This window comes from Novosphingobium sp. PhB165, from assembly GCF_004341845.1.
In the GTDB taxonomy this organism is placed as follows: Bacteria; Pseudomonadota; Alphaproteobacteria; order Sphingomonadales; family Sphingomonadaceae; genus Novosphingobium.
This window is the reverse complement of sequence record NZ_SLVB01000002.1, coordinates 93,046-116,842: the sequence shown is the minus strand read 5'-3', so window position 1 is coordinate 116,842 and position 23,797 is coordinate 93,046. Positions and strand designations below refer to the sequence as shown.

Here is a 23,797-nt window from a genome sequence, read left to right as displayed (position 1 = left end):
GGGCAACCTTATGACACCGGTATCATTTCGATCAAGCCCCCCGCTGCCAGCCTGTATGAAAAGTAATCCCCCGCCTCAGAACCCGATCGTGGCGACCATCGCCAGCCGGGTCTCCTTGCTGTCCGCAAAGGGCGCCTTCTTCAATTGCTGACCCAGATCGAGTTCGAGATCGAGATAGCGGCCCACCGTATAGTGCGCCTTGGCGCCCACGCTCACCAGTTCGGCGTTCTTGGGCGAATCCGGCAGGCGCCGCTGCTGCCACACCTTGCCGTAGTCAACGAAGACCCCAAGCTGCATCTGGTCCTCGAACTGCCCACTCTTCGCCAGCAGGTGGAAGGCTGGAGAGTTCAATTCGGTCTTGGCGAGGAAACCCTGGCTGCCCAACGCCGCGTTGGGATCGTAACCGCGCACGCTGCCCAGCCCGCCGGCGGAAAGCTGCTCGCTGTACGGCAGGTTGCTGGTGGCGAACTGGGCCATGCCGCGCACAACCCAGTTAATCCCGTGCGGGAGATAGGTCGTGCGCGTGATCGAGATGCGGTCGTAGGCGTAAGTCGCCTTGCCATAGGGCACCAGTTGCTGGAGATCGGCATCGGTATTGTGGCTGGTGACATTGCCGGGCGAGATCACGGTCTGGTTCTCCAGCACCGTCTGGCCGTGCCGGTCGTTGATCGTGCCGGTGAAGATCACCGGAACCTGGAACACTTCGACGGCGGAATCGAGCAGCCGGAAGCCCAGGAATTCAAGGTTGCTGTTCGCGCGCTTGTAATCGATGCCCACCTGGATGCTGGTCCGCACCGTGCCCGGCCCGCGCATGTTGTGCACGAAGCGCGCGCTGACCTGGCCGGAATGCCCCTCGCTGTTGAACAGGTCGGAAAATTCCGGCTTCTGAATGGCATAGGCACCGAAGATCATCAGCCGGTCGTCCGGCGTGATCGGGATGACGTCGCTCGCGGAATGGGAGGTATATTCACCCTTGAAACTGCGCGTAAACTGGTAGGAGAGGATCTGGCCGGTCCCCAGCACATTGCCCCAGTTGAAGCCCACGAACCATTCGTCGCGGCCCAGCGTGGGCACGCCCTGATTGTCATACCCGGCATAGACGCGCACCGGCAGCCGGTCGTGCGCTTCCAGCACGAGGTCGGTCGTGCCGGTTTCCTGCCCGGGCCGGACCACGCCGTCCACGGTCAGGAACGGGTTCTGGTTATAGTCGTCCAGTGCCTCGCGCAGGCGCGGCAGGGTCAGCACTTCGCCCGTTCGCAGATCGCTCATGCCCCGGATCAGGTTCGACGAGAAATGGCGGTTGCCCGTCACGTCGATGGCGCCGACCCGGTATTCGGTGACGACTACCTGCACCACGCCGCTCTGTACGTTCTGCGGCGGCACGCCGACATCGACGAAGGGATGATCCCCGGTCCGATAGGCATCCTGCACCACGCGGACGATGGCATTGAGATCGCCGCGCGTCAGCGGCCGGTTCAGATAGGGCCGCATCGCCGCGTCAAAGGCCGGATTGGCCAGCAGCGGCAGCCCGCGCACTTCGACGCCGGAGCTCGCCCCATCGGCGGCAATGCCCGCCGGTTGCAGCCCGGCGGGGCCGTTCACGAAGACCAGTCCGCGCAGCACGGGAAGGATCTGCGTGGCATCATCGGCGGAAGCGGCCGGCGCCGGCGGCGTGGGCACTTCCGGAGCGGGCTGGTTGGGCGGCTGTTTCGGCATCCGCCGCTCGAAGTCCTGCGCATGGGCCAGCCCCATTCCCAGCCCGGTCCCGAACGTTGCCGCACCCGCCGCGACAAGCGCGGTCACCACCTTCATCGATTTCATCATCATTGCCCCCCGCCAAGACCGATTGCCGGTGAAGGCGTGTCGTAGTGGATCTGGATCTGCACGCTGCCGCCGCCCCGGTTCAGGATCTGGTCACTGGAATTGACGACGGCGGTGCGCTTGCGGATCGTCCAGTCAGTCGCGGTCTGGTCGATCCCGCCAGGCTGGAGGATGCTCGGCATCGCCGCCATGCCCTGCGTGAGTCCCTGATAACGCGGGAAGATGCTGGGGTAGACGATATAGAACCGCCCGAAGAGGCCGCCCCAGAACTTGGCTTGCAAGTCCGGCAGATCAGGCAGGCAGAGCACCACCGAAGCGCACGGATAGGCATAGAGGATCGTGCCCGGCCCGGTCGCAACGTCCGGCAGGTTGTAGTTGGCGAGCAGCGTGCCCTGGTTGGCCAGATAATCGGAAGGCGAAAGTGCGGCGGTCACCAGATGCTGGCCCGGTTCGGGCGAGGCATAAGTGCCCTGCGTCTGCGTGATGCTGGCGCCGTCACCCGCCACGAAACCGGTGATCGTGTAGTCGCCGGGCTTGAGGGTGGCATTGGTATTACCGTCGCGCTGCTTGGTGGGATTGCCGGTGATCGCCACCGTCAGGTCCGCGCGGTTGATCGTGCCGTCGCCCGAGGCGCTGGTGGGCAAGACATAGTTGCTGAGCAGCGTGCCGCTATTGGCGGTGTAGTCCGAACTGTCGAGCGCCGCGGTCTCGGTATGGGCACCGGCATTGGGGCCATCGTAGAGGCCCGAGGTCTCCGTAATCCGCGCGCCCTCTCCGGCCACGAAGCCGGTCAGGCTGTAATTCGCGCTGGTCAGCGTGACGTTGCTGTTGCCGTCATAGGTCTTGGTGGGATCGCCGATGATCGCCGCCATCAGGATCGCGCGGTCGATCGTGCCCGCACCCGAAGCGCTGGTGGGCAGGACGTAGTTGCTCAGCAGCGTTCCGCCGTTCGCGGTGAAATCGCCCGTGGCAAGGCCAGCCGTGACAATGCGGGCGCCGGCATTGGCGCTGTCGTAGGTGCCGACGGGTTGGGTGATGATGGCGCCCTCCCCGGTGGCGAAACCGGTCAGGCTGTAGTTGGCGCTGGTGAGCGCGATCGTCTTGTTGCCGTCGTAGGTCTTGGTCGGATTGCCGATGATCGCCGCCATAAGGACCGCGCGGCTGATCGTACCGGCACCCGAAGCGCTGGTCGGCAGCACGTAGTTGCTGAGCAGCGTGCCGCTGTCCGCCGTGAAGTCCCCCGCGTCGAGGCTGGTCGAAACAGTGTGCGGACCGGCGTTGGCGCCGTCGTAGAGGCCCGCCGTCTGGTTGACCGTCGCGCCTTCGCCGGGCGCGAAGCCGGTCAGGCTGTAATTCGCGTCGGTCAGCGTGGCCGAGGTGGTACCGTCATAGGCCTTGGTGGGATCGCCCACGACCGTGATCGACAGTACCGCCTGGTCGATAGTGCCCGCACCCGAGGCGCTGGTGGGCAGTGCGTAATTGGACAGGAGCGTGCCGCTGTTGGCGTTGAAGTCGCCCGCGCCAAGGCTGGCGGTGACGGTGCGCGATCCGGCGTTGGCGCTGTCATAGAGCCCCGCCGTCTGCGTGATGGTGGCGCCCTCTCCGGCGATGAAACCGGTGAGGCTGTAATTCGCGCTCGTCAGCAGGGCGTTCGCATTGCCGTTGTAGGTCTTGGTGGGGTTGCCGATGATCGCCGCCAGCAGCGCGGCCTGCGTGATCGTGCCTGCTCCGGTGGCGCTGGTGGGCAGGATATAGTTGGTCAGCAAGGTGCCGCTGTTCGCGCTGAAATCTGCGCCGCCAAGGCTGGCGGTGACCGTGCGCGATCCGGCATTGGCGCTGTCATAGAGCCCCGCCGCCTGCGTCACGCTTGCGCCCTCGCCCACAGCGAAGCCGGTGAGGCTGTAATTCGCGCTCGTCAGCGTGGCATTGGCGTTGCCGTCGTAGGTCTTGGTCGGATTGCCGATGATCGAAGCCGTGAGGATCGCCTGCGTGATCGTGCCCAGCCCTGCCGCGCTGGTCGGCAGCACGTAGTTCGACAGCAGCGTCCCGGAATTGGCGGCGAAATCGGCACTGCCCAGGCTGGCGGTAACAAGGCGCAGGCCCGCGTCACGGCTTTGATAGGTGCCGGAGGTCTGGGTGACGCTCGCCCCCTCTCCCGAAACGAAGCCGGTGAGGCTGTAGTTCGCACTGGTCAGCATGGCGGCGGTGGTGCCGTCGTACGTCTTGGTCGGGTTGCCGATGATCACTGCCAGCAGGGTCGCCTGCGTGATCGTGCCCGGACCGAAGACGGTTGTGGGCAGCAGATAGTTGGACAGCAGGGTTGTGCCGGTTGGCGTGAAATCGGAAGGATCGAGGTCCGCCGTGATCAGGTGGATACCGGCATCCTTCGACGCATACCTGCCCACCGTCTGCGTGACGATCGCGCCGTCGCTACCCACGAAACCGGTCAGGTCGTAATTGGCCGGGGTGAGCGTCGCGATCGTATTGCCGTCATAGACCTTCGTAGGATTGCCGATGATCGCGCCGTCGATCGCGCGCCCGTTGATGGGGCGCGGGTTGATCGTTCCTGCACCGGACGCACTGGTCGGCAGGATGTAATTCGACAGCAGCGTGCCGCTGTCGGCCGCGAAGTCGATGCTTCCCAGTGCGGCAGTGACGATCCGGGGCCCGGCGTTGGGGCTATCATAAGTTCCGAAGGTCTGCGTCACGCTCGCGCCCTCACCGGCGACGAATCCAGTCAACATGTAGTTGGCACTGGAGAGCGTGGCATCGGTAGTGCCGTCGTACGTCTTGGTCGGATTGCCGATGATCGCAGCGGTCAGGATCGCCTGCGTGATCGTCCCCGCGCCGGTCGCGCTGGTGGGCAGGATATAGTTGCTGAGCAATGTGCCGCCGTTCGCCGCAAAATCGCCGCCTGCAAGGCTGGCTGTCACGCTGTGCGCTCCGGCATTGGGTCCATCGTAGAGGCCGGCGGTCTGGGTGACGGTCGCCCCCTCACCCGCGATGAAGCCGGTGAGCGTGTAGTTGGCGCTGGTCAGTATGGCGTTGGCGTTGCCGTCGTAAGTCTTCGTGGGATTGCCGACGATCGCGGCCAGCAGCGTGGCCTGGGTGATCGTGCCCGCGCCGGTGGCATCGAGCGGCAGTACGTAGTTGGTGAGCAGCGTGCCGCTGTCGGCCACGAAATCCGGACTGCCGAACGTGACGCTCACGGTGCGGGGCCCGGCATTGGCGCTGTCGTAAGTACCCGCGGTTTCGGTGATCGTCGCGCCCTGCCCGGCCACGAAGCCGGTGAGGCTGTAGTTCGCGCTAGTCAGCGTGGCGGCGGTGGTGCCGTCGTAGACCTTGGTCGGATTACCGATGATGCTGGCCGTCAGCACTGCGCGCTCGATCAGGCCGAAGCCGGTTGCCGTAGAGGGCAGGAGATAGTTCGACAGCAGCGTGCCGCTATCGGGCGCGAAGTCGCTTGCCCCCAGCGTTGCCGTGATCTGGCGGAAACCGGCGTCGGGAGAGGCGAAGAACCCGTCCGTCCGCGTGATCGTCGCGCCCTCACCGGCAGCGAAACCGGTCAACGAATAGTTGGCGGGGGTGAGCGTGATCGCCGTGGTCGCATCGTAGGTCTTGGTAGGCACGCCGACGATCGAGGCGACCAGTACCGCCCGGTTTATCACGCCGGCGCCGCTGGCCGTGGTGGGCAGGATATAGTTGGACAGCAGCGTGCTGCCGGTCGCGGTGAAGTCGGTGGCGGCAAGGCTGGCGGTGACGGTCCGCGCGCCCGCATTGGGGCTGTCGTAAGTGCCCACGGTCTGCGTCACGCTTGCGCCCTCACCGGCGACGAAGCCGGACAGCGCGAAGTTCGTGCTGTTCAGCAGCGCGGCGGTGGTGCCGTCATAGCTCTTGGTCGGCGTGCCGACGATGGCGGCGGTGAGAAGCGCCTGCGTGATCGTGCCCGCGCCGCTCGCGCTGGTGGGCAGCACGTAGTTGCTCAGCAGCGTGCCGGATCCGGCCGTGAAGTCTCCGCCGCCGAGGCTGGCCGTCACCGTGCGCGGTCCGGCATTGGCACTGTCATAGAGCCCCGCCGTCTGCGTCACACTGGCGCTTTCGCTGCCGATGAAGCCGGTGAGCTGATAATTGCCCGAAGTGAGCGTCGCGGCCGTATTGCCGTCGTAGACCTTGGTCGGGTTGTTGATGATGACGGCGCTGAGCGTCGCCTGCCCGATGGTGCCCGCGCCGGAGGCCGTGGTCGGCAGAACGTAGTTCGTCAGCAAGGTCCCGGAATTGGCCGTGAAGTCCCCGCCCGCAAGGCTGGCGGTGACGGTGCGCGGGCCCGCGTTGGCGCTGTCGTAGGCGCCCACCGTCTGCGTCACGCTGGCGCCTTCGCCGGTGACGAAGCCGGTGAGCTGGTAGTTGCCGCCGGTCAGCGTGGCCACGGTGTTGCCGTCGTAGGTCTTGGTGGGATTGCCGATGATCGCCGCCGTCAGCACCGCCTGATCGATGGTGCCGAGGCCCTGTGCGCTGGTCGGCAGGATATAGTTTGACAGCAGCGTGCCCGATCCGGCGGTGAAATCCCCCGAGCCCAGCGCGGCCGTGACCAGCCAGTTCCCGGCATTGGCGGACGCGTAAGTACCAAAGGTCTGGGTGACGGTCGCGCTCTGCCCGGCGACGAAGCCGGTGAGCTGGTAATTTCCCGCGTTCAGCGTGGCATTGATGTTGCCGTCATAAGTCTTGGTGGGATTGTTGATGATCGCGGCGCTCAGTTGCGCCGGAGTGATCGTGCCGGCCCCGGTGGCGCTGGTCGCCAGCACGTAGTTGGACAGCAGCGTTCCCGAATTCGGGTCATAGTTGGCCTGCGTCAGCGCGGCGGTGATCGTGCGGGCCCCCACGTTGGCGCTGTCGTAGGTGCCCACCGTTTGATTGATGGTCGCCCCTTCGGTGCCCGCGAAGCCGGTGATCAGGAAATTGCCGCTCGCCAGCGTGGCCGCGGTGTTGCCGTTGTAGACCTTGGTCGGATTGCCGATGATCGCGACGTTCAGCGTGGCGGGCGTGATCTCGCCGATGGGCTGGGCGGTCACCGCACCGGAAATGCTGTAATTGCTCGCATCGATCCCGGCGAGCGTCAGTCCGGTCAGCGTCACATTGATCGCGGGCGCCACGTTCTTGTCCGCGTAAGACCCCGTAATCCCGGCAGTATTGACGCTGACGTCATCCCCCGAGACCACGCCGTTCAGCGTATAGGCGGTGGACGCCATCGGCAGATCGGTGGTGGAATCGTAGACCTTGGTCACCTTGGTCAGCTCGATCAGTGCCTGCGTGATATCGGCCGAGAGCCCGGTCGGCTGTGCCACCACATAGTTGTCGAAGGGATTGTTCAGCAGCGCATAGCCCGCCGCCGTGACCGGAATGTTGGTACCGACGTTCTTGGTCGCGAACGTGCCGCTCGCGGCCGAAGAATCGAGTGCGACAGTATCGCCGCTGACGACATTGACCAGCACCGCCGAACCGCTGTTCAGCGTGGCATTGGTGTTGCCGTCATAGACCTTGTTCTGCGCCGTCACGCCCGAGATCGTCAGCACGCGCTGGTCGATAGTCCCCGCTCCGGTGGCGCTGGTCGGCAAGGCATAGTTCGAAAGCAGCGTCGCCCCGGTCGGCGTGAAATCGCCGGCTCCAAGCAAGGCGGTAACTATCCTGCTGCCCTGATTGACCGTATCGTAAGTTCCCGCCGTCTGCGTGATGGTCGCGCCTTCGCCGGACGCGAAGCCGGTCAGCGAATAGTTCGTGCTGCCCAGCAGGGCACTGTTGTTGCCGTCATAGGTCTTGGTGGGATTGCCGATGATCGCGGCGAACAGTTGGGCCTGCGTGATCGTGCCGATATTGCCCGTCACGCTGGAACTGATGGAATAGTTCCCCGCGCTCGCCCCGGTCAGGCCGAGGTTGTTGACCGTTACCGGCTTGCCGGTGCCGACATTGGCGCTGTCGTTGTACTGGCCCGTTACACCGGACGTATCGGCAATCACCGTGTCCCCGCCCAACACGCCGCTGAACGTATAGCCTGTCGAGGCGCCCGGCAGCGTCACCGTGCCATCGTAGACCTTGGTGACCGAAGTCAGGAAGATCTCCAGCGGCGTGATCTGCGCGCTCAGGCCCTGCGGCTGCACGAGGTTGTAATTGCCGGCGTCCACGCCGGTAACGGTATACCCGCTGGTCAGCACGTTCCACAAACCGACATTGGCGGTGGCATTGCCCGCGCCGTCAATGAAAGTGCCGGTGTTGTTGACGTTGTCCAGCCTGACGTCATCGGTTCCGAGAACCCCGCTAAGCCCCGCACCGGTAGTGTTGAGCGAGGCGACGGACGACTGGTTGTAAATCTTGTCCTGCGCAAGGACGCCAGTCACATTGAGCGTGGCAGGCGTGATCGTGCCGATCGCGGCATCGGTCACGCTCGTTGCTATCGAATAGTTGCCCGCGTCCGCACCGTTCAGGACCACGCCGCTCAAAGTTACCAGCTTGCCGGTGCCGACGTTCTTGGTGTCGTAATTGCCGGTAATTCCGCTCGCCGTTACGCCCACGCTGTCCCCGGCGACCACGCCGGACAGCGCGTAGGCGCTGTCCACCGTAGGGACCAGAGTGTTGGCATCGTAGACTTTGGTGACGGAAGCGAGCCGGATCGTCGCCTCGGTAATGTCAGCGGCAAGGCCCACGGGTTGCAGCACGATGTAGTTGGGCGCATCCACGCCCGAGGTCGTATAGCCCGTCGCGGTCACCGGAATGGCGGTGCCGACGTTCTTGGTGGCGAACTGGCCGCTGGCGCCGCCGGACACGAGATTGACCGTATCGCCCGCGAAGACGCCGGACAGCGATCCGCCCGAGCTGTCGAGGGTGGCCTGCGTGGTGCCGTCATAGACCTTGTTCTGCGCGGTAATGCCGATCACTTGCAGGGTGGCCTGCGTGATCGTGCCCGCACCGCTGGCACTGGTGGGCAGGAGGTAGTTCGCAAGGTTGGTGCCCGATCCCGCCGCGAAATCGCCCGCGCCGAGCGATGCGGTGACCACGCGCGAACCCACGTTCTTGCTGTCGTAAGTGCCCACGGTCTGCGTTACGTCGGCGCTCTCGCCCCCAACGAAGCCGCTGAGCGAATAATTGGCGCTCGTCAGCGTGGCGACGGTGTTGGCATTGTAGATCTTGGTCGGATTGCCGACGATGATCGCGGCCAGTTGCGCCTGCGTGATCGTACCGGGGCCGGAGATCGAGGTCGGCAGGACATAGTTGGACAGCAGCGTCCCGGCATTGGCGGTAAAGTCCGAAACCGCAAGAGTGGCGGTCACCGTGCGCGCACCGGCGTCGGGGCTGTCGTAGGCCGCCCCGGCGGACTGTCCGACGGATCCACCCTCGCCCGCGATGAAGCCGCTCAGCGCATAGTTCGCGGCGGTGAGCGAAACTTCCGTAGTACCGTCATAAGTCTTGGTCGGATTGCCGATGATGCTGCCAGTCAGCGCCAGCGGATTGATGTCCGCCGTCAGTCCCGAAGGCTGCGCCAGCGTGTAGTTGCCCGCCTGTCCGCCGGAAATGGCATAGCCGCCGACATCCACCCGCAAGTTGGTGCCGACGTTGGACTGGCGGAACGCGGCGGAAGAGCCCGAACCGCTCAGGACCACATCGTCGCCCGAAAGCACGCCCTGAAGCGTGGCTGTGCCCGAAAGCGTGGCGGCGGTGGTGCCGTCGTAGAACTTGTCGTTCGCCAGCAGGTTGGCAATCGTCAGCCCGCGCGGCGTGATGTTGGCCGTGAGGCCCTGCGGCTGGAACAGCTGGTAGTTGCCGATGGACGCGCCGGTGACGGTATAGCCCGAAACCGTGACCGCGATTCCGTTGCCGACGTTCGGCGTCGCGAAGTTACCGGTGGACGCGCTGGGATCGAGCGTAACGTCGTCGCCGCTCACCAGACCGAACAGCGTAGGCGTTCCGGCAAGCTGAGCCAGCGTGGTCTGATCGTAGACCTTGTTCTGCGCCGTCATGCCCAGGATGACCAGCGGCGCAGGCGTGATCGTGCCGGGCCCGGCGGCTTCAACTGGCAGGACATAATTGGTCAGCAAGGTGTTGGCGCCGGCCGTGAACGCGGCCGAGGAGGGCAGCGCTGCGGTAATCACGCGGCTGCCGGCGTTCGGGCTGTCGAACTCCCCGGTGGCGGCGCCGGTGATCGTCATCGATTCACCGGTGATGAGGCCCGATATCTCATAGTCGGTCGGGTTGAGGCCGATCCGCGTGGTGCCGTTGTAGACGCGCGTGGGATTGCCGATGATGGTCGCGGTAAGCGGCGCGCGCAGGATCGTGCCGATGCCGGTCGCTTCGGTCGGCAGCGTGTAATTGTCGAGATTGGTGCCGGAATCGGCGATGAAATCGGTGGGCGCCAGCTGGGCGATCACGGTGCGCAGGCCGGCATCCTTGCTGCCGTATTCGCCCACCGTCTGGGTGATCGTCGCGCCTTCGCCGGCGATGAAGCCGCTCAGCGTATAGTCCGCCGGAGTCAGGGTGGCGACGGTATTGCCGTCGTAGACCTTGGTGGGATTGCCGGTGATGTCCGCGTTGATGACGCCCGGCCCAAGGTTGCGCCGGACGATCGTGCCCAGGCCGGTGACCGGCGAGGGAATGATGTAGTTCGACATGAGCGTATTGGCGTTGGGATCGAAATTGCTCGCATCGAGATTGGCGGAAACGGTCCAGATACCGGCGTTGGCAGAGGCGTACTGGCCCTGCGTCTGGTTGATCGAGGCGCCCTCTCCGGTGACGAAGCCATCCACGAAGAAGTTGGTGGGGCCAAGCGAGGCGTTCGCATTACCGTCATAGGTCTTGGTCGGATTGCCGACGATGACGATGGTCAGCGGAGCAGGCGTGATCTCACCCTGGATCGCGCCGGTCGTGGGCAGGATATAGTTCGAGAGCAGCGTGTTCGGCCCGGCGACATAGTCGGACGGGTTCAGCGCCACGGCAATATCCCAGATGCCCACGTTCTTGGACGCGTAGTTGAGCCCCGAAGCCTGCGACAGCGAGATGGATTCGCCCGCGACCACATTGCCCAGCGCAACCTGGCTGCTGTCCACGACCGCATTGGTGGTGCCGTCATAGATCTTGGTCGGCATGCCGTTGCCGGTCAGCGTCAGCGGCCTTGGAGTGATGGCGGCCGTCAGCGAGGAGGAGAAGCTGAGATTGTAGTTGCCGGCGTCGGCTCCGCTCAAGACGATCCCGCTGATCGTAACGGGAATGCCTTGTCCCACATCTTTCTGGGCAAAGGTGATCTGCGCCCCCGGCGTGGAAATCGGGACGACCACATCGCGCGAATAGAGGCCGGAAATCTGCAGCCCCGAAGTGTTGACGTCGGCAAAGAACGTACCGTCATAGATCTTGTCGTTCGCCGTGATCCCGGTAACGACCAGAGATGCCCGCGTGATATCGGCCGAAAGCCCGCTCGGCTGCGAAACCACGTAATTCCCGGCGGACGACCCGCTCAGCGTAATGCCGGTGGCGGTAACGGGGATCGCGGTGCCCACGTTCTTGGTCGCGAAGACGCCGGTCGCGCCCGCGAAGTCCAGCGTGACATCGTCGCTGCCCACCACGCCGAAGACCGAGGCGCCGGTGGTATTGAGAACGGCATTGGTGGTGCTGTCGTAGACCTTGTCCTGCGCGACGATGCCGCTGACCAGCAGCGAGGCCGGATTGATCAGCCCCGCCCCGGTCGCGATGGTGGGCAGGATATAGTTGGACAGGCTGGTGCCCGAACCGGCACTGAAGTTCGGCGTGGTGAAAGTTGCATTGACGGTCCGCGCGCCCGCGTTGGGGGAATCGTACGCCGCCGTCGCCGCGTTGGAGACATTGATGGTCTCGCCGGTCACGACACCTGTCAGCGCGAAATTGGCGGCGGTGAGCGAGACTGCCGTGGTGGCGTTGTAGGTCTTCGTCGGCGTACCGACGATCGCCGCCGTCAAAGCCACCCGGTTGATCGTACCGACCGTGTCGGTCACGCTAGGTGTCGTTACGGCATAGTTGTAGACCGGTATGCCATTGTGGGTCGCCTGGAAATTGCTCGCCGTTACGGCAATGCCGGTGCCGGCGTTCTTGTCGGCATAAGCCCCGTCGAGCGTCCATACGTCATTGTTGATAATGCCCGTGACAGTAGTGTTGCTGTCGTTGAGCGTGGCCAGCGTCGTGCCGTCATAATCCTTCACCACCGGCCCCAGCGTGAAACTGACACTGGGCGTCACGCGGTAAAACCGCCCGTTGCCGGGAGCCGGGAACGCGGTCAGGCCGTCGTAGGCGTAGGAATAGTAATCGGGGATCAGGCCGCCGTCGGTATCGTTCGCGGGATCGTTGGAGGCGACGAACCAGTCGGCCGTTCTGGACGTGAGCGCACCGGCGCCCGCATTGTTCACGAAAGTGCCCGTCTCCAGTCCGATGTAACCGTTGGTGGTGATCGAACTACCGGCCGCAAGAGTCAGCGTCCCCGGCAGCGAGAACAGCGTCTGCCCGACCGAGATCGGGGCGTTTACGGTAACATTGCGCCCGGCATCGATCTCCAGTTCACCCACACCCGAGATCATCTGGCCGACAACCACGTCGCGGTAGGCATCGAGCGTAAGCGTACCGGTGCCGGTCCAGACGATCGGCGCGGCAACGGTAATGTCGCCCAGGCCGCCCGTGCCGCTGGCACTCGTCTGCTGCGTGACGTTGGTGCCGGTGTTCAACGTACCGACGATCGTGGAGGCCGCCGTGGCATCAATCACCAGATCATCCGGGTCGATCAGCCAGTTGCCGCCGGTGCCTGCTGAAACCGTGGCCGCGCCGACGCTGAAGCTGTGACCGGAAGTCTCGATCAGCCCGCCACCTTGCGGGCCGCCCGCCGTTATCCGGGCGCCATCGGCAATCGTGGTCGACTGGGCAATATTCGCACCGCTGGCATAGCCGGACGTGCCGACAAGCACTTCGCCGCCGCCGGTCCCCGTCGCGCGGATATCGGCGCTTCCGGCCAGTTGGACTTGCGCGCCGTTGACGCCAACGGTGCCGCCGCTGCCATCCGCGCGCGTGGCGGAGAGCGTGCCGCCGACATCCACGGTGCCCGAAGGCGCGGTCAGCCAGAGCTGGCCGTCAATCGTCGCGGTGCCCGTGGCCTTTACAAGACCGTCACGATTGCCCGCCAGCGCGAAGATATTGCCGTTGGCCGCCTTGAGCGCCACTGCCGCCGCCTCGATCCGGCCGGTCTGGGTCACGTCGCCGCCACCGGCACCGTAGGAGACGTAGATGCCGTCCGCCTTGCCGTCGGTCGTCGCCAGAAGCACATCGTCCGCCGCCGCCAAAGTCACACGGCCCTGCGCGGCACTGATAAGGCCGCTGTTCGTAACCGAGCGCGCGATCAGGACGACGCTGCCGTTCTCGGCACTGATGGTGCCCTGATTGTCGATTCCGCCCGGCGAATTGCCGGCAGCGCGTACTGCCCCGCCCGCCATGAACTGGCCGGGATCGATCTGGCGCGTGGTGCCGACGAAGCTGCCCCCGGTAAGCACTTTGCCCCCCGGCCCCACGATCATCCCGGCGGGGTTCATCAGATAGACCGAGCCGGTTGCCGAGAGCGTCCCGTCGATTTGCGAAAGCTGCCCGCCCATCACGCGGTTGAGCGTGGCGCCGGCCGCATTGTTGATCTGGACGGTGCGGTCCGCCCCGATCGAGAAGTCCTTCCAGTCGATCACCGCGCGGGCCGAGCCCTGCGTGATCGTCATCGTCGAGCCGGACGTGGCGATGGTGCCAGAGCCGCCCGCGAACACGCCGCCTGTCGGCAGCGGGGCGGTTTGCGCCAGACAAGGCGTCGCCAGGGAAAGGAGCAGAGGGACCGCCATCCCGCCCGCCGGAAGTACTCCGCGCGCGCCGCTCCGGAGCAGTCTTTTCAGGATCGTGGTGCTCAGCATAGCTGAGCGAACATGTGCAGATCCGTGCATAAAGCCTCGCTGCCCACCCGTTGTATTATCTACTTTCCTCCTGTTGACGCAGCCATCCGGAAAAACCCTTAGTACTAAGCATAAATACTTGGAGCGACTGGTTACTTAGTTAGTCAGCCGCTTTGTGTGACATAGTCGACGCAGCGTTTGACGGCAGCAAGGTCATCGCGGCTTATGCGACCGGCGGTGGCGCTGCCTTCCCGAAACCCGCTCGTTTCGAGGCCCACAATCTGCATCCACGACTGCGCGAAATCTTGGATTGTCCAATTGCGAATCATTTCATATTCGGGAATATATCTCGTATATGGAACATGCCATTCATCCTTATCGCGCCTTGGCCGATCACATCCGGCTGCTTCGGACCGATCATGGCCTCAGCCTGCAGGATCTCGCCGCGAAGAGCGGGGTCAGCCGCGCCACGCTGTCGCGGATCGAGAACGCAGAAGTCAGCCCCACGGCCGAAACCCTCGGCCGGCTGGCCACCGCCTTCGCGCTTCCACTCTCTCAGCTTTTTGCCCCGCTCGAACGCGATTTTCCGCCACTGGTCCGTCATGCGGAGCAGAGTATCTGGTCAGACCGGGATAGCGGGTTCACCCGCCGCGCCGTCTCGCCTCCGAGCGGCCGGTTGAAGCTGGAATTGATCGAGTGCGAGATCGCGCCCGGCCAGCACATTGCTTACGATCAACCGGCATTTCCGGGGCACGAACATCACCTGCTCCTCCTGACCGGGGCGCTCACTCTCACTGTCGATGGGGTGCGGTACGAACTGCGTCCGGGCGACTGCCTGAGGTACCGCCTGCAGGGTGCGTCCTGCTTCGAGACCGGCGATCAACCGGCCCGCTACATCATCGCTCTGGCCTGAGGAACGGCTCGAAATGGAAACGAAGGTTGTCGCGCTTGACGCTCAGGCGCTTGAGAAATGCGTTACCTCGCTGTCCCGGATCCTTGCCGACAGCGTCGGCGATGGCGCGTCCATCAGCTTCATGGCGCCGCTGTCCCGGGACGATGCCGAGGGCTTTTGGATGGGCGATGTTCTGCCCGAGGTCGCGGCCGGGCGACGGCTATTGTTCGGAGCAGAGCGCGGCAACGAGATCGTCGGAACCGTCCAGCTCATCACGGCGATGCCCCCGAACCAGTTGCATCGCTGCGAGATTGCAAAGATGATCGTCCATCCAGGAGTCCGCCGGCTTGGCATCGGGCGGGCTCTCATGAACCGGGCGCTCGACAGCGCGCGGAAGCTCGGCAAGACCCTCGTCACGCTGGACACGAGAACGGGAGACATTGCCGAGCCGCTCTATGCCTCGGCCGGCTTCAAGGTCGCCGGAATCATTCCTGACTTCGCCTGGGACCCCGACGGGAAGGCCCGGCATGCCACCACCTACATGTACCGGCAGATCTAGCCTTACCGGGCGATGAAACCGCCGATGCCCGCGATGGCAAGCTTGCCTGCCGGAAGCGCTGTTTCCGCGAATGTGAGCCGCAGATAACGGGTCTCCACCATGGCCGGGAACGCGATCCGCTGAGTCGAGAGCGCATAGGCAATATTGCCGAACTCGCCCGCGGCGGCGCGCGTCCAGGTCTTGCCGTCAAGGCTGGTCTCGGCAAGGTAGCCTTTCGGCGGCGCGGAATCCGCCATGACCTGCCGCGAGGGCGTGAGCGTGAAGCCGCCAAGGCGGGTCGGCGCGCCAAGGTCCACGGTCACGTTGGCAGGCTGGCCCGGCTGCGGCGCGGGCTGCTTCCAGATCGTGCCCGCATCATTGTCCAGCAGCACTTCGGCGTGCGGGGCGCTGGCCGAGACGACCGACCACTTCGTGGTGTCGAGCACGCTGGGATCGGTTGAAACGATGACCGGCACGTCCACCGGCGCGACGCTGGCGAAGAGCCCGAATTCCGAGATCGCCGGAGCCGCGCTGCCTTCCAGCACGACCAGCCGCACGCGGCGCGGCGCGATCGGCTGCGGCAGGCGCAGGATGCGTTGGGCACCGATGCATTCCTTTTCGGCAATGCGCTGCCACTGGCCGTCGATCTCCGCCTCGACAGCGAAGCGCGTCACGCGCACGCCGAGCGGCAGGAATTCGCGCAGACGCACCACGTCGAAGCGCGTACCCGGCGCGAGGTCGAGCGTCAGCGTCGGTGTGAGCACGGCATCCGGCGTGGACCAATAAGTCTCGCGCTGTCCGTCCAGCACGTTCGCTGCCGCGAACCGGCTTCCGCGCGTGGCGCTGGCATGGGCGACACTGCCCTGCGCCAGATCGCGAGCGAACGTGGCCCGGATCGCATCGCCGAACGAGGTGAGGATCTTCACGTCCTGATCGGCGATCCGGCCGCGCCGGTCCGGCGGCAGGTTCAGGTTGAGATTGGTGCCGCGCCCCACCGACTCGTCGTAGAGCCGGATCAGGCGCGCCGGGGTCTTGACCTTGGAGTCCTCGTCCGCGTGATAGAACCAGCCGGGCCGGATCGAGACATCGGTTTCGGCGGGCCACCAAAGCTCGCCGCCGCGCAGGCCGGAATTGCCCACGGCCTGTTCGTAGAGGCGGTTGGGCATCGTCGGCCAGCAGGGATCGCCCGCCACGCCGTCCTCGTTGCCCACCCAGCGGACATCGGCGCCCAGCGGATCGAATGTGCAGGCATCAGGCTGGAGTTCGTGGACCAGCTTCACGATCGAGGGCCAGTTGTAATACTTCGGCGCGTCGATCTTGCGGGCCTCGCGCGCGCCGCCGTAGTAGCCGTCACCGCCGTTGGCGCCATCGAACCAGACTTCGAACAGCTTGCCGTAGCGGGTGCAAAGCTCGGTAAGCTGGGTGCGGTAATAGTCGATATAGGCGGGGCGGCCATATTCCGCGTGGTTGCGATCCCACGGCGAAAGGTAGAGGCCGAACAGCATGCCCGCTTTGCGGCTCGCCTCGGACATTTCCGCGACGATATCACCCTTGCCCTGCTTGTAGGGGCTGTTGCGGATCGAGTGCTCGGTGGTCTGGGTCTGCCACAGGCAGAAGCCGTCATGGTGCTTGGCGGTCAGGATCACGCCGCGCATGCCCGCCGCTTTCGCTGCCGCCACGATCTGGTCGGCGTTGAAATCGGTGGGGTTGAACCACTTCGGGTCCTCGTCTCCGTAGCCCCATTCCTTGTCGGTGAACGTGTTCATCGCGAAGTGGATGAAGGCGTACATCTCGTGCCCGTGCCACTTCCATTGCCGCTCACTCGGAACGGCGCCGGAGGGTGCGGGCGCCCCGACCTCACCCAGCTTCGGGCGCGCGGCCTGCGCGGCATCGGCGCCGAGCGCGGCAGTCGCGACGGCGGAAGTGGCCAGAAAGCGGCGGCGGGAAAAGTCCATCGTCAGTCCTTGTGGGGAGCAGGTGTGCCGGAACGCTCTGGTCAGAGCGGGGCAGAGAGCAGTTGCGGCTGGGTATCGGCCAGCTTGACCAGCAGTTCGCCGAAGAGGCCATTGGCCCAGGCGAACCAGTCGCGCGTGAATTTGGCAGGGTCGTTGCTGTCCACCGCCTCGTGGATGAAGCCGGTGCCCGCATCGGTGTCGCGCAGCATGCGCAGCATCGCGCGGATCACTTGAGGATCGCTGCTGGACAGCGCGCGCACGATCAGGCTCATCGGCCAGACTTGCCCAAGCCCGACATGCGGCCCGCCGATGCCCTCGATCTTCGATCCCCGGAAGAAATAGGGGTTCGCATCGGACCAGCAGGCATCGGCCGTCGTCCGCCAGAGCGGATCAGTCGCGGGCACGCATTCGAGGAAGGCCAGACCCAGCAGCGAGGGGACATTGGCATCGTCCATGAACATCGCGTTGCCGAAGCCATCCACTTCGTAGGCCCAGACGCGGCGGCCATCGGGCAGCAGCATCGTGCCCCATTGGCGCAACGCTGCATCCACCTCGTCCGCCAGCGAACGGGCGTCGGCGGCGAGCGCGGTATCGCCGCGCGCCTGCTCGGCCACGCTGGCCATCTCGCGCAGGGCCGTCACCGCGAAAAGGTTCGCAGGGATCAGGAACGGATAAGCGCAGGAATCGTCCGAGGGGCGGAAGCCGCAGTGGATCAGCCCCACCGCGCGGCTCGGCGCGCCCCAGCCGTCCAGTTGCAGTGTCTCGCTCGGCCGATTGCTGGTGCGGCGGAAGCGATAGGGGCCGGGCGATCCCTTGCGCTGCTGTTCGCGCAAGGTGCGCACGCAGGCCCGCGAGGCATCGGCCCAAGTCTCGTCGAAGGGGACCTTGTCGCGCGTCTGGCGCCAGTACCGGAAGCCGAGCCGCATTGCATAGCAAAGCGAGTCGATCTCCCATTTGCGCTCGGCGACGCCGGGCTTCATCTCGGTATCGTCCTTCAGCGCCCACGAGAGGTTCGTCTTCTGCGAAGGATCGCGCATGAAAGCATTGGCGTAAGGATCGATGAGGATCGAGCGCGACTGGCGGGCGATCAGGCCCCGGAACAGCGCGGTCAGCGCCGGGTCCTTGTTCACCAGATGGAGGTAAGGCAGCACTTGCGCCGTGCTGTCGCGCAGCCAGAGGCAGGGGATGTCGCCAGTGATGACGAAAGCATCCGGGCGGCCGTCCACTGTGTCCATGTAGACGGTGGTGTCGAGCGTGTTGGGATAGCAGCCCACGAACATCGCGCGCAGCTTGGGATCGGCGATCTTGCGCGATACGCGGTCGATCTCCGCCTCCACCGCGCGGCTGACATAGCGGCGCTCTGACACCGGCGGGCGGCCTCCGCCTGCGGGCATGGGGATCGTCGCCGCCCGGGCCGCACCCGGAAGGGCGAGGCTGGCGGCGCCCGCAGCAACCCCGGCAAGCGCACCGCGCCGGTCGAGGTTCATGATCGTCTTCATAGTTTCGCTCGTCACTTCGGGAGTTCCAGTTCCTGCCCGGTCAGGGTGAACTGCGCCCATGCGCCCGCGCCGTCGCCCGGCTGGCCGCCGCCGATCCACACCTTGTAGTCGCCCGGAACGACCTTTCGCGTGCCCTTGCGGTCCACCACGGAGATGCTGCGCGGATCGATCGTCAGCGTGACCTCCCGCGACTTGCCCGGTGCCAGCGAGACCCGCGTGAAGGCGGCAAGCTGGCGCTGCAACACGCCCTGCGTCATGACCGGATGGTGCTCGATCACCGGCGGCACGACATAGGCCTGCACCACTTCCTCGCCCGCCATCGCGCCGAGGTTGCGCAGCGTGGCGGTAACCGTGACCGGCTGGCCGATGCCCGGCGCGGAGACCTTGGCGCCCTCGTAGCCGTAAGTCGTGTAGCTCAGGCCATGGCCAAAGCCCCACAACGGCGTGCCGGTGAAGTAGCGGTACGTGCGCTCCTTCATCGAATAGTCGACGAAGGCGGGCAGATCGGTGGTCGAACGATAGAACGTCACCGGCAGGCGGCCCGAGGGGTTGTTGCGTCCGGCCAGAGTCTCGGCAATGGCAGTGCCGCCTTCCTCGCCCGGATACCAGGCCTCCATCACCGCATCGGCCATGGTGTTATCAATCGAGACGGCGCTGCCGCTCGTCAGCACCACGATCACCGGCTTGCCGGTGGCCTTGAGCGCCGCCAGCAGTTCGGCTTGCGGTTCGGGCAAGGCAATGTCGCTGCGGTCGCCGCCGACGAAGCCCGGCACCTGAACCTGAAGCGCCTCGCCCTCCAGATCGGGCGAGAGGCCCAGCACGGCGACCACGGCATCGGCCTGCCCTGCCGCCTTCAGCGCCTCTGCGCGCTGCGCGGCTGCGGGCGGCAGCCACATCAGGCGCAGGCCCTCGTCCTCGCCGTAATGGTCGAGTTCGAGGCTGATCGGCTGCGGCGTCCCGTCAAGGGCGAGTTCGAATTCGACCCGCTGCTTGCCGAGCATCCCGGCGTGAAGCTGCTTGCCCCCGACACTCAGGCGTACCTCATCGTGCCGCTTGCAGTCCTTCCAGCAAGCCGGAATATCGAGCGCGAGGCGGTAGGTTCCCGGCCCCGGCGGGACCAGCGATCCGCTCCAGCGCGCCTTGAAGCCCGCTGCGTCCAGCCCCTTGGGAGCCATGCGGGTGAGGTTGAAGTCCACCCGCCGGTCCTGCCGCACGAATGCCTGCTTGCCCGAAAGGTCGAAGTATTCGGCCCTGAGCCCCGGCTTGCCGTCCGCGACAAGCGCCGTTTCCGGCACGACGACCGGCGCGCCCTCGGCAAGGACGGAGCCTTGCGCATAAGCGACGTTCGCCGCGCCGAACTGGCGGCGGATGCCTTCCAGCGGCGTCACCGGGTCGGCGGCGGTGCCGTGGTAATTGGCCTCTATCACCGCAAGATCGTCGGCATTGGTGCCGATCACGGCAAGGCGAGTGCCCGCCTTCAGCGGCAGCCTGCCGTTCTCGTTCTGGAGCAGGACGATGGCCTTGCGCGCAGCTTCCAGCGCCAGTGCGCGGTGCGCGGGCGTGTTGACCTCGGAAGGCTTGATCTTGCCCCACGGATTGCTCGCGCCGAAGGCGATGCCCAGCTTGTAACGCGCCTCCAGCGAACGCGCGAGCGCACGGTCCACGTCCGCCTCGCTCAGCAGGCCGCGCGCCACGGCCTGCGTCAGCGCCGCATATGTCGTGCCGCAATCGAGGTCCGTCCCGGCCTTCACCGCCGCAGCGGAAGCCTCGGCCGCGTCGTAGCGGTAATTGTGGAACATCCAGATGTTCGCCACCGCGTCGCAGTCCGACACGACGAAGCCCTTGAAGCCCCAGTCCTGCCGCAGCCGCGTGGTCAACAGCGCCTCGTCCGCGCAGACCGGCGTGCCGTGCGTGGAGTTGTAAGCGCACATCAGCGAGAGCGGCTTGCCCTGTGTCACTGCCATGCGGAACGCGGGCGTATACGTCGCCTCGCGGTCCTGCGGGCTGACGTCTACGTCAAAGCTGTCGCGCCCGGCCTCGGGGCCCGAGTGGACCGCGAAGTGCTTCGGCGTGGCGATCACGCGCGGGTGGAGCGGATCGGGGCCCTGAAGACCCTTGATGAAGCCCACTGCCAACGAGCCGGTGAGGAACGGGTCCTCGCCGTAGGTCTCCTGCCCCCGGCCCCAGCGCGGGTCGCGGAAGATGTTGATGTTGGGCGACCAGATCGTCAGCCCTTCGTAGATGCGCCGGTCGGCGTTCACCGGCCCGGCGTTGAACTTGGCACGCGCTTCGGTCGAAACGACCGTGCCAACCTGCTCCATCAGTGCGGGATCGAACGTGGCCGCCAAGCCGACAGCCTGCGGGAACACGGTGGCAACGCCGTTGCGGGCAAGGCCGTGAAGCCCCTCGTTCCACCAGTCATAGGCAGGCAGGCCCATGGCCTTGGCGGCAGGCGCGGTGCTCTGGAGTTGATCCGCCTTCTCGGCCAGATCGGCCTTGGCGATGGCAGCGAGCACGGCGGGATCGGCCTCACCCGACAAGTCCTGCGCGGCAACCGAGGGAGCCGCCAGAACCATTGCGATGGTGATGGGAGCGAGCGTGATCGGGAAGAGGGCCTTCATCACCCTTCTCCCGCCAAAGTACGCAGCACCAGCGCCTTGCGCAGCGCGGCCTCGTCCGCCTTCGACGTGATCTCGATCCGGCGGCTTTCGCCCGGCAGCAGGTCGAACCCGTTGTCCGAAGCCTGCGCGCCGACCGCGCCGAAATCGAGCATGACCGCGCGGGCCAGCGACTTGGCGGTAATCGTCACCACCTTGCCCTCCCACGTTACCGAAAGGCCGGGCGCGGGATAGGCCATGGCCTTGGGCAAGGCCCGCTCGACGATCTGGCGCGAGACGGTCTTGCCGCCGATCGCCAGTTCCGCCACGCCGTAGCTCGCTTCGGCCGGCGCGCTTGCGAAGACTTGCGCATCGGCCACATCGGGAACGGGCGTCGCCGTCGTGGGCGCGAGTGTCACCGCCCCGCCCGCTTCACCCAGCTTGCTGCCATCCATGGCATAGCCAGTCAGACGCCATTCCGCCGCGATCGGGCTGGTGGCATCGGACGCGAAGCTGACCTTGGTGGCCGCGTCATGATGCTCGGCAATCACCGCCTGCGGCGCAAAGAACCGCCGCGCGGCATAGTGCAGCAGCTTCCAGCGCCCGTTATAATCCACGCTCGCCCACGAGATCGAGGGCCAGACATCGTTGATCTGCCAGTAGAGCGAGCCCAGCGTCACCGGCGCGCAGGCGCGGTGATGGCGCGCGGCCAGATCGATCGCCTGCGCCTGATTGACCTGCGTCAGGTAGACGAAGTCCGCAAGATCCTTGGCCGGACGCAGCCTTGCGTCGAGGTAGAACTTCAGGCGCTCATTGCCCTCGCCCGCCAGGAACTTCTGGTGCGCCTTCATCACCGGGCTGTCGGGCGCCTGCGCCGCATCGCCTGCGAAATCGCGGATCGTCGCCATGACCGGCATGGACTGGAAGCCATATTCCGACATGAAGCGCGGGCAGGAGAGCGTGTAATTCTCCACCGGCTTCGAGCCCGACCAGACATCCCAGAAATGGCGATCCCCGGCGGCATCGGTGTCGACCGGACCTTCATAATCGGTCGAGGGCGAGCCGGGCCAGTAAGGCGTCGTCGGCGCATGATCGGTCACGGCCCCGCGCAGCACGCGGTCGAACAGCACGGTCATCGATGTGGCCATGCGCTCGTGTTCGTCGGGGCCGACGGCCTTCTTCCACGCCTTTCGGTCGCTCCAGGTCTCCCAGCCGGACAGCACTTCATTGCCGCCCGCCCAGACCACGATGGAGGGATGCGAACCCAATCGCTCGACCTGCTGGTCGGCCTCGATCCGCACGTTCTCGCGGTAGGCCGCGTCTGCGGGAGGCACCGCGCCGCCGAACATGAAGTCCTGCCAGACCATCAGGCCCATGCGGTCCGCCGCGTCGTAGAAGCTGTCCGGCAGGTAGTAGCCGCCGCCCCAGACGCGGATCATGTTCATGTTCACTGCGCGGGCATCGTCCAGGATCGACTGCATCTTCGCGTCAGTCACGCGCGAGGGGAACATGTCGAACGGGATGAGGTTCGCGCCCTTGGCGAACACGGTCACGCCGTTGACGCGGAAGCCGAAAGCGCCGTTCCCGCGCACCAGCTGGATGTCGCGTAGGCCCACGCTGCGCGCGGCCTTCGCTCCGGCGCCCGCGCCCGAAACGATCTCTCCGGACACGTTATAAAGAGGCTGATCGCCATAGCCCACCGGCCACCAGCGCTTGGGCGCGGCGATGGTCAGCGGCACCGTCACCACGCTCTCGCCCGCATCGAACGCGGCCTCACGCTCGACGGGGGCCAGAACCTGCCCGTCCGGCCCGGTCACACGCGCGGAGAAGCGCGCCTTGCCGGGCTTGTCCGCCACGACGCGGAACTTCGCCACCAGTCGGGCCTCGTCCTTGCCGAGCGATTCCTGCACGACCTCGAACGCGCCGAGCCGCGCCTCGTCCCATGCCTCAAGGCGGACGGGGCCGGAAATGCCCTGATTGACGATGCGCGGGCCCCAGTCCCAGCCATAGTGATACTTGGGCTTGCGGATATAGGCGGAGGTCTGCTTGCCCTTGGGCTCGTCCCCGAAGGCGGAATCGTATTCCCCGGGCAGCGGGTGCGCCTCCGCCAGCACCATCGGCTGCAAGGTGCGGATCGGCGAGGCGAAGCGCACGACGATCTCGTTGCGCCCCTGCTTCAGGAACGGCTTGGCCGCCACGCGCCACTGGCGGTGTCCGTTGTCCGCCTTGAGCACTTGCTTGCCGTTGATGAAGACGGTGGCGAACGTATCCAGCCCGTCGAACACGAGATCGAGATTGTCTCGCACCATGTCCTGTGCACTCACGTCCAGCGTGCGGCGCAGTTCCCAGTCGGTCAGGCCCGCCCACTGGATCGCGGCTTCATTGGTGCCAAGGAACGGATCGGGCACCTGGCGCGTGGCGATCAGGTCCTGCTGCACGCTGCCCGGCACTTGCGCGCGGAACCAGCGCGCGGCCTTGGGATGGGCCTTCACGGCCGCCGCGTCGCCCGGTGCGATGCGGACCTGCCAGCCATCGTCCAGCGCGGTCTGCGCGGGCGGAGCCGCCAGCACCGCG

At 65.7% G+C, this 23,797-nt stretch carries 8 protein-coding genes; 2 read left to right on the top strand and 6 right to left on the bottom strand.

The features are described 5' to 3' along the window. Positions 1-75: 75 nt before the first annotated feature. Positions 76-1,821 carry a ShlB/FhaC/HecB family hemolysin secretion/activation protein gene (locus tag EDF56_RS06185; RefSeq protein ID WP_165912098.1) on the bottom strand — a complete coding sequence of 582 codons (1,746 nt, stop codon included), beginning with the start codon at positions 1,819-1,821 and terminating at the stop codon, positions 76-78. A 2-nt stretch (positions 1,822-1,823) separates the two neighbouring features. Next, entirely contained in the window at positions 1,824-13,694 is an 11,871-nt protein-coding gene (locus tag EDF56_RS06180; RefSeq protein WP_165912097.1) for a YDG domain-containing protein, read from the bottom strand. A gap of 403 nt (positions 13,695-14,097) precedes the next feature. On the opposite strand from EDF56_RS06180, the gene EDF56_RS06175 reads away from it, so the two are divergent. Further along, positions 14,098-14,655, top strand: a complete 558-nt coding sequence (locus EDF56_RS06175; protein WP_132386313.1) for an XRE family transcriptional regulator — start codon at positions 14,098-14,100, stop codon at positions 14,653-14,655. A 13-nt stretch (positions 14,656-14,668) separates the two neighbouring features. Further along, positions 14,669-15,193 carry a GNAT family N-acetyltransferase gene (locus tag EDF56_RS06170; RefSeq protein ID WP_132385887.1) on the top strand — a complete coding sequence of 175 codons (525 nt, stop codon included), beginning with the start codon at positions 14,669-14,671 and terminating at the stop codon, positions 15,191-15,193. A gap of 2 nt (positions 15,194-15,195) precedes the next feature. Here EDF56_RS06170 and EDF56_RS06165 read toward each other — a convergent pair whose 3' ends face one another. From EDF56_RS06165 to EDF56_RS06150, 4 genes are read right to left on the bottom strand one after another with little or no spacing between them, the layout of a single operon-like run. Then, complete coding sequence (locus tag EDF56_RS06165; RefSeq protein ID WP_132385886.1) at positions 15,196-17,127, bottom strand: alpha-L-fucosidase; 1,932 nt, start codon at positions 17,125-17,127, stop codon at positions 15,196-15,198. Positions 17,128-17,168: 41 nt separating this feature from the next. Continuing rightward, positions 17,169-18,614, bottom strand: a complete 1,446-nt coding sequence (locus EDF56_RS06160; RefSeq protein WP_165912144.1) for a glycoside hydrolase family 125 protein — start codon at positions 18,612-18,614, stop codon at positions 17,169-17,171. Positions 18,615-18,637: 23 nt separating this feature from the next. Continuing rightward, positions 18,638-21,247, bottom strand: coding sequence for a glycoside hydrolase family 3 C-terminal domain-containing protein (locus EDF56_RS06155; protein WP_243652423.1), 2,610 nt, complete (start codon positions 21,245-21,247; stop codon positions 18,638-18,640). Next, the gene (locus EDF56_RS06150; RefSeq protein WP_243652484.1) at positions 21,247-23,793 is read right to left on the bottom strand and encodes a glycoside hydrolase family 2 protein; all 2,547 of its coding nucleotides are present in this window, start codon (positions 23,791-23,793) and stop codon (positions 21,247-21,249) included. Before EDF56_RS06150 ends, EDF56_RS06155 begins: the two co-directional genes overlap by 1 nt. Between the last annotated feature and the right edge of the window lie 4 nt (positions 23,794-23,797).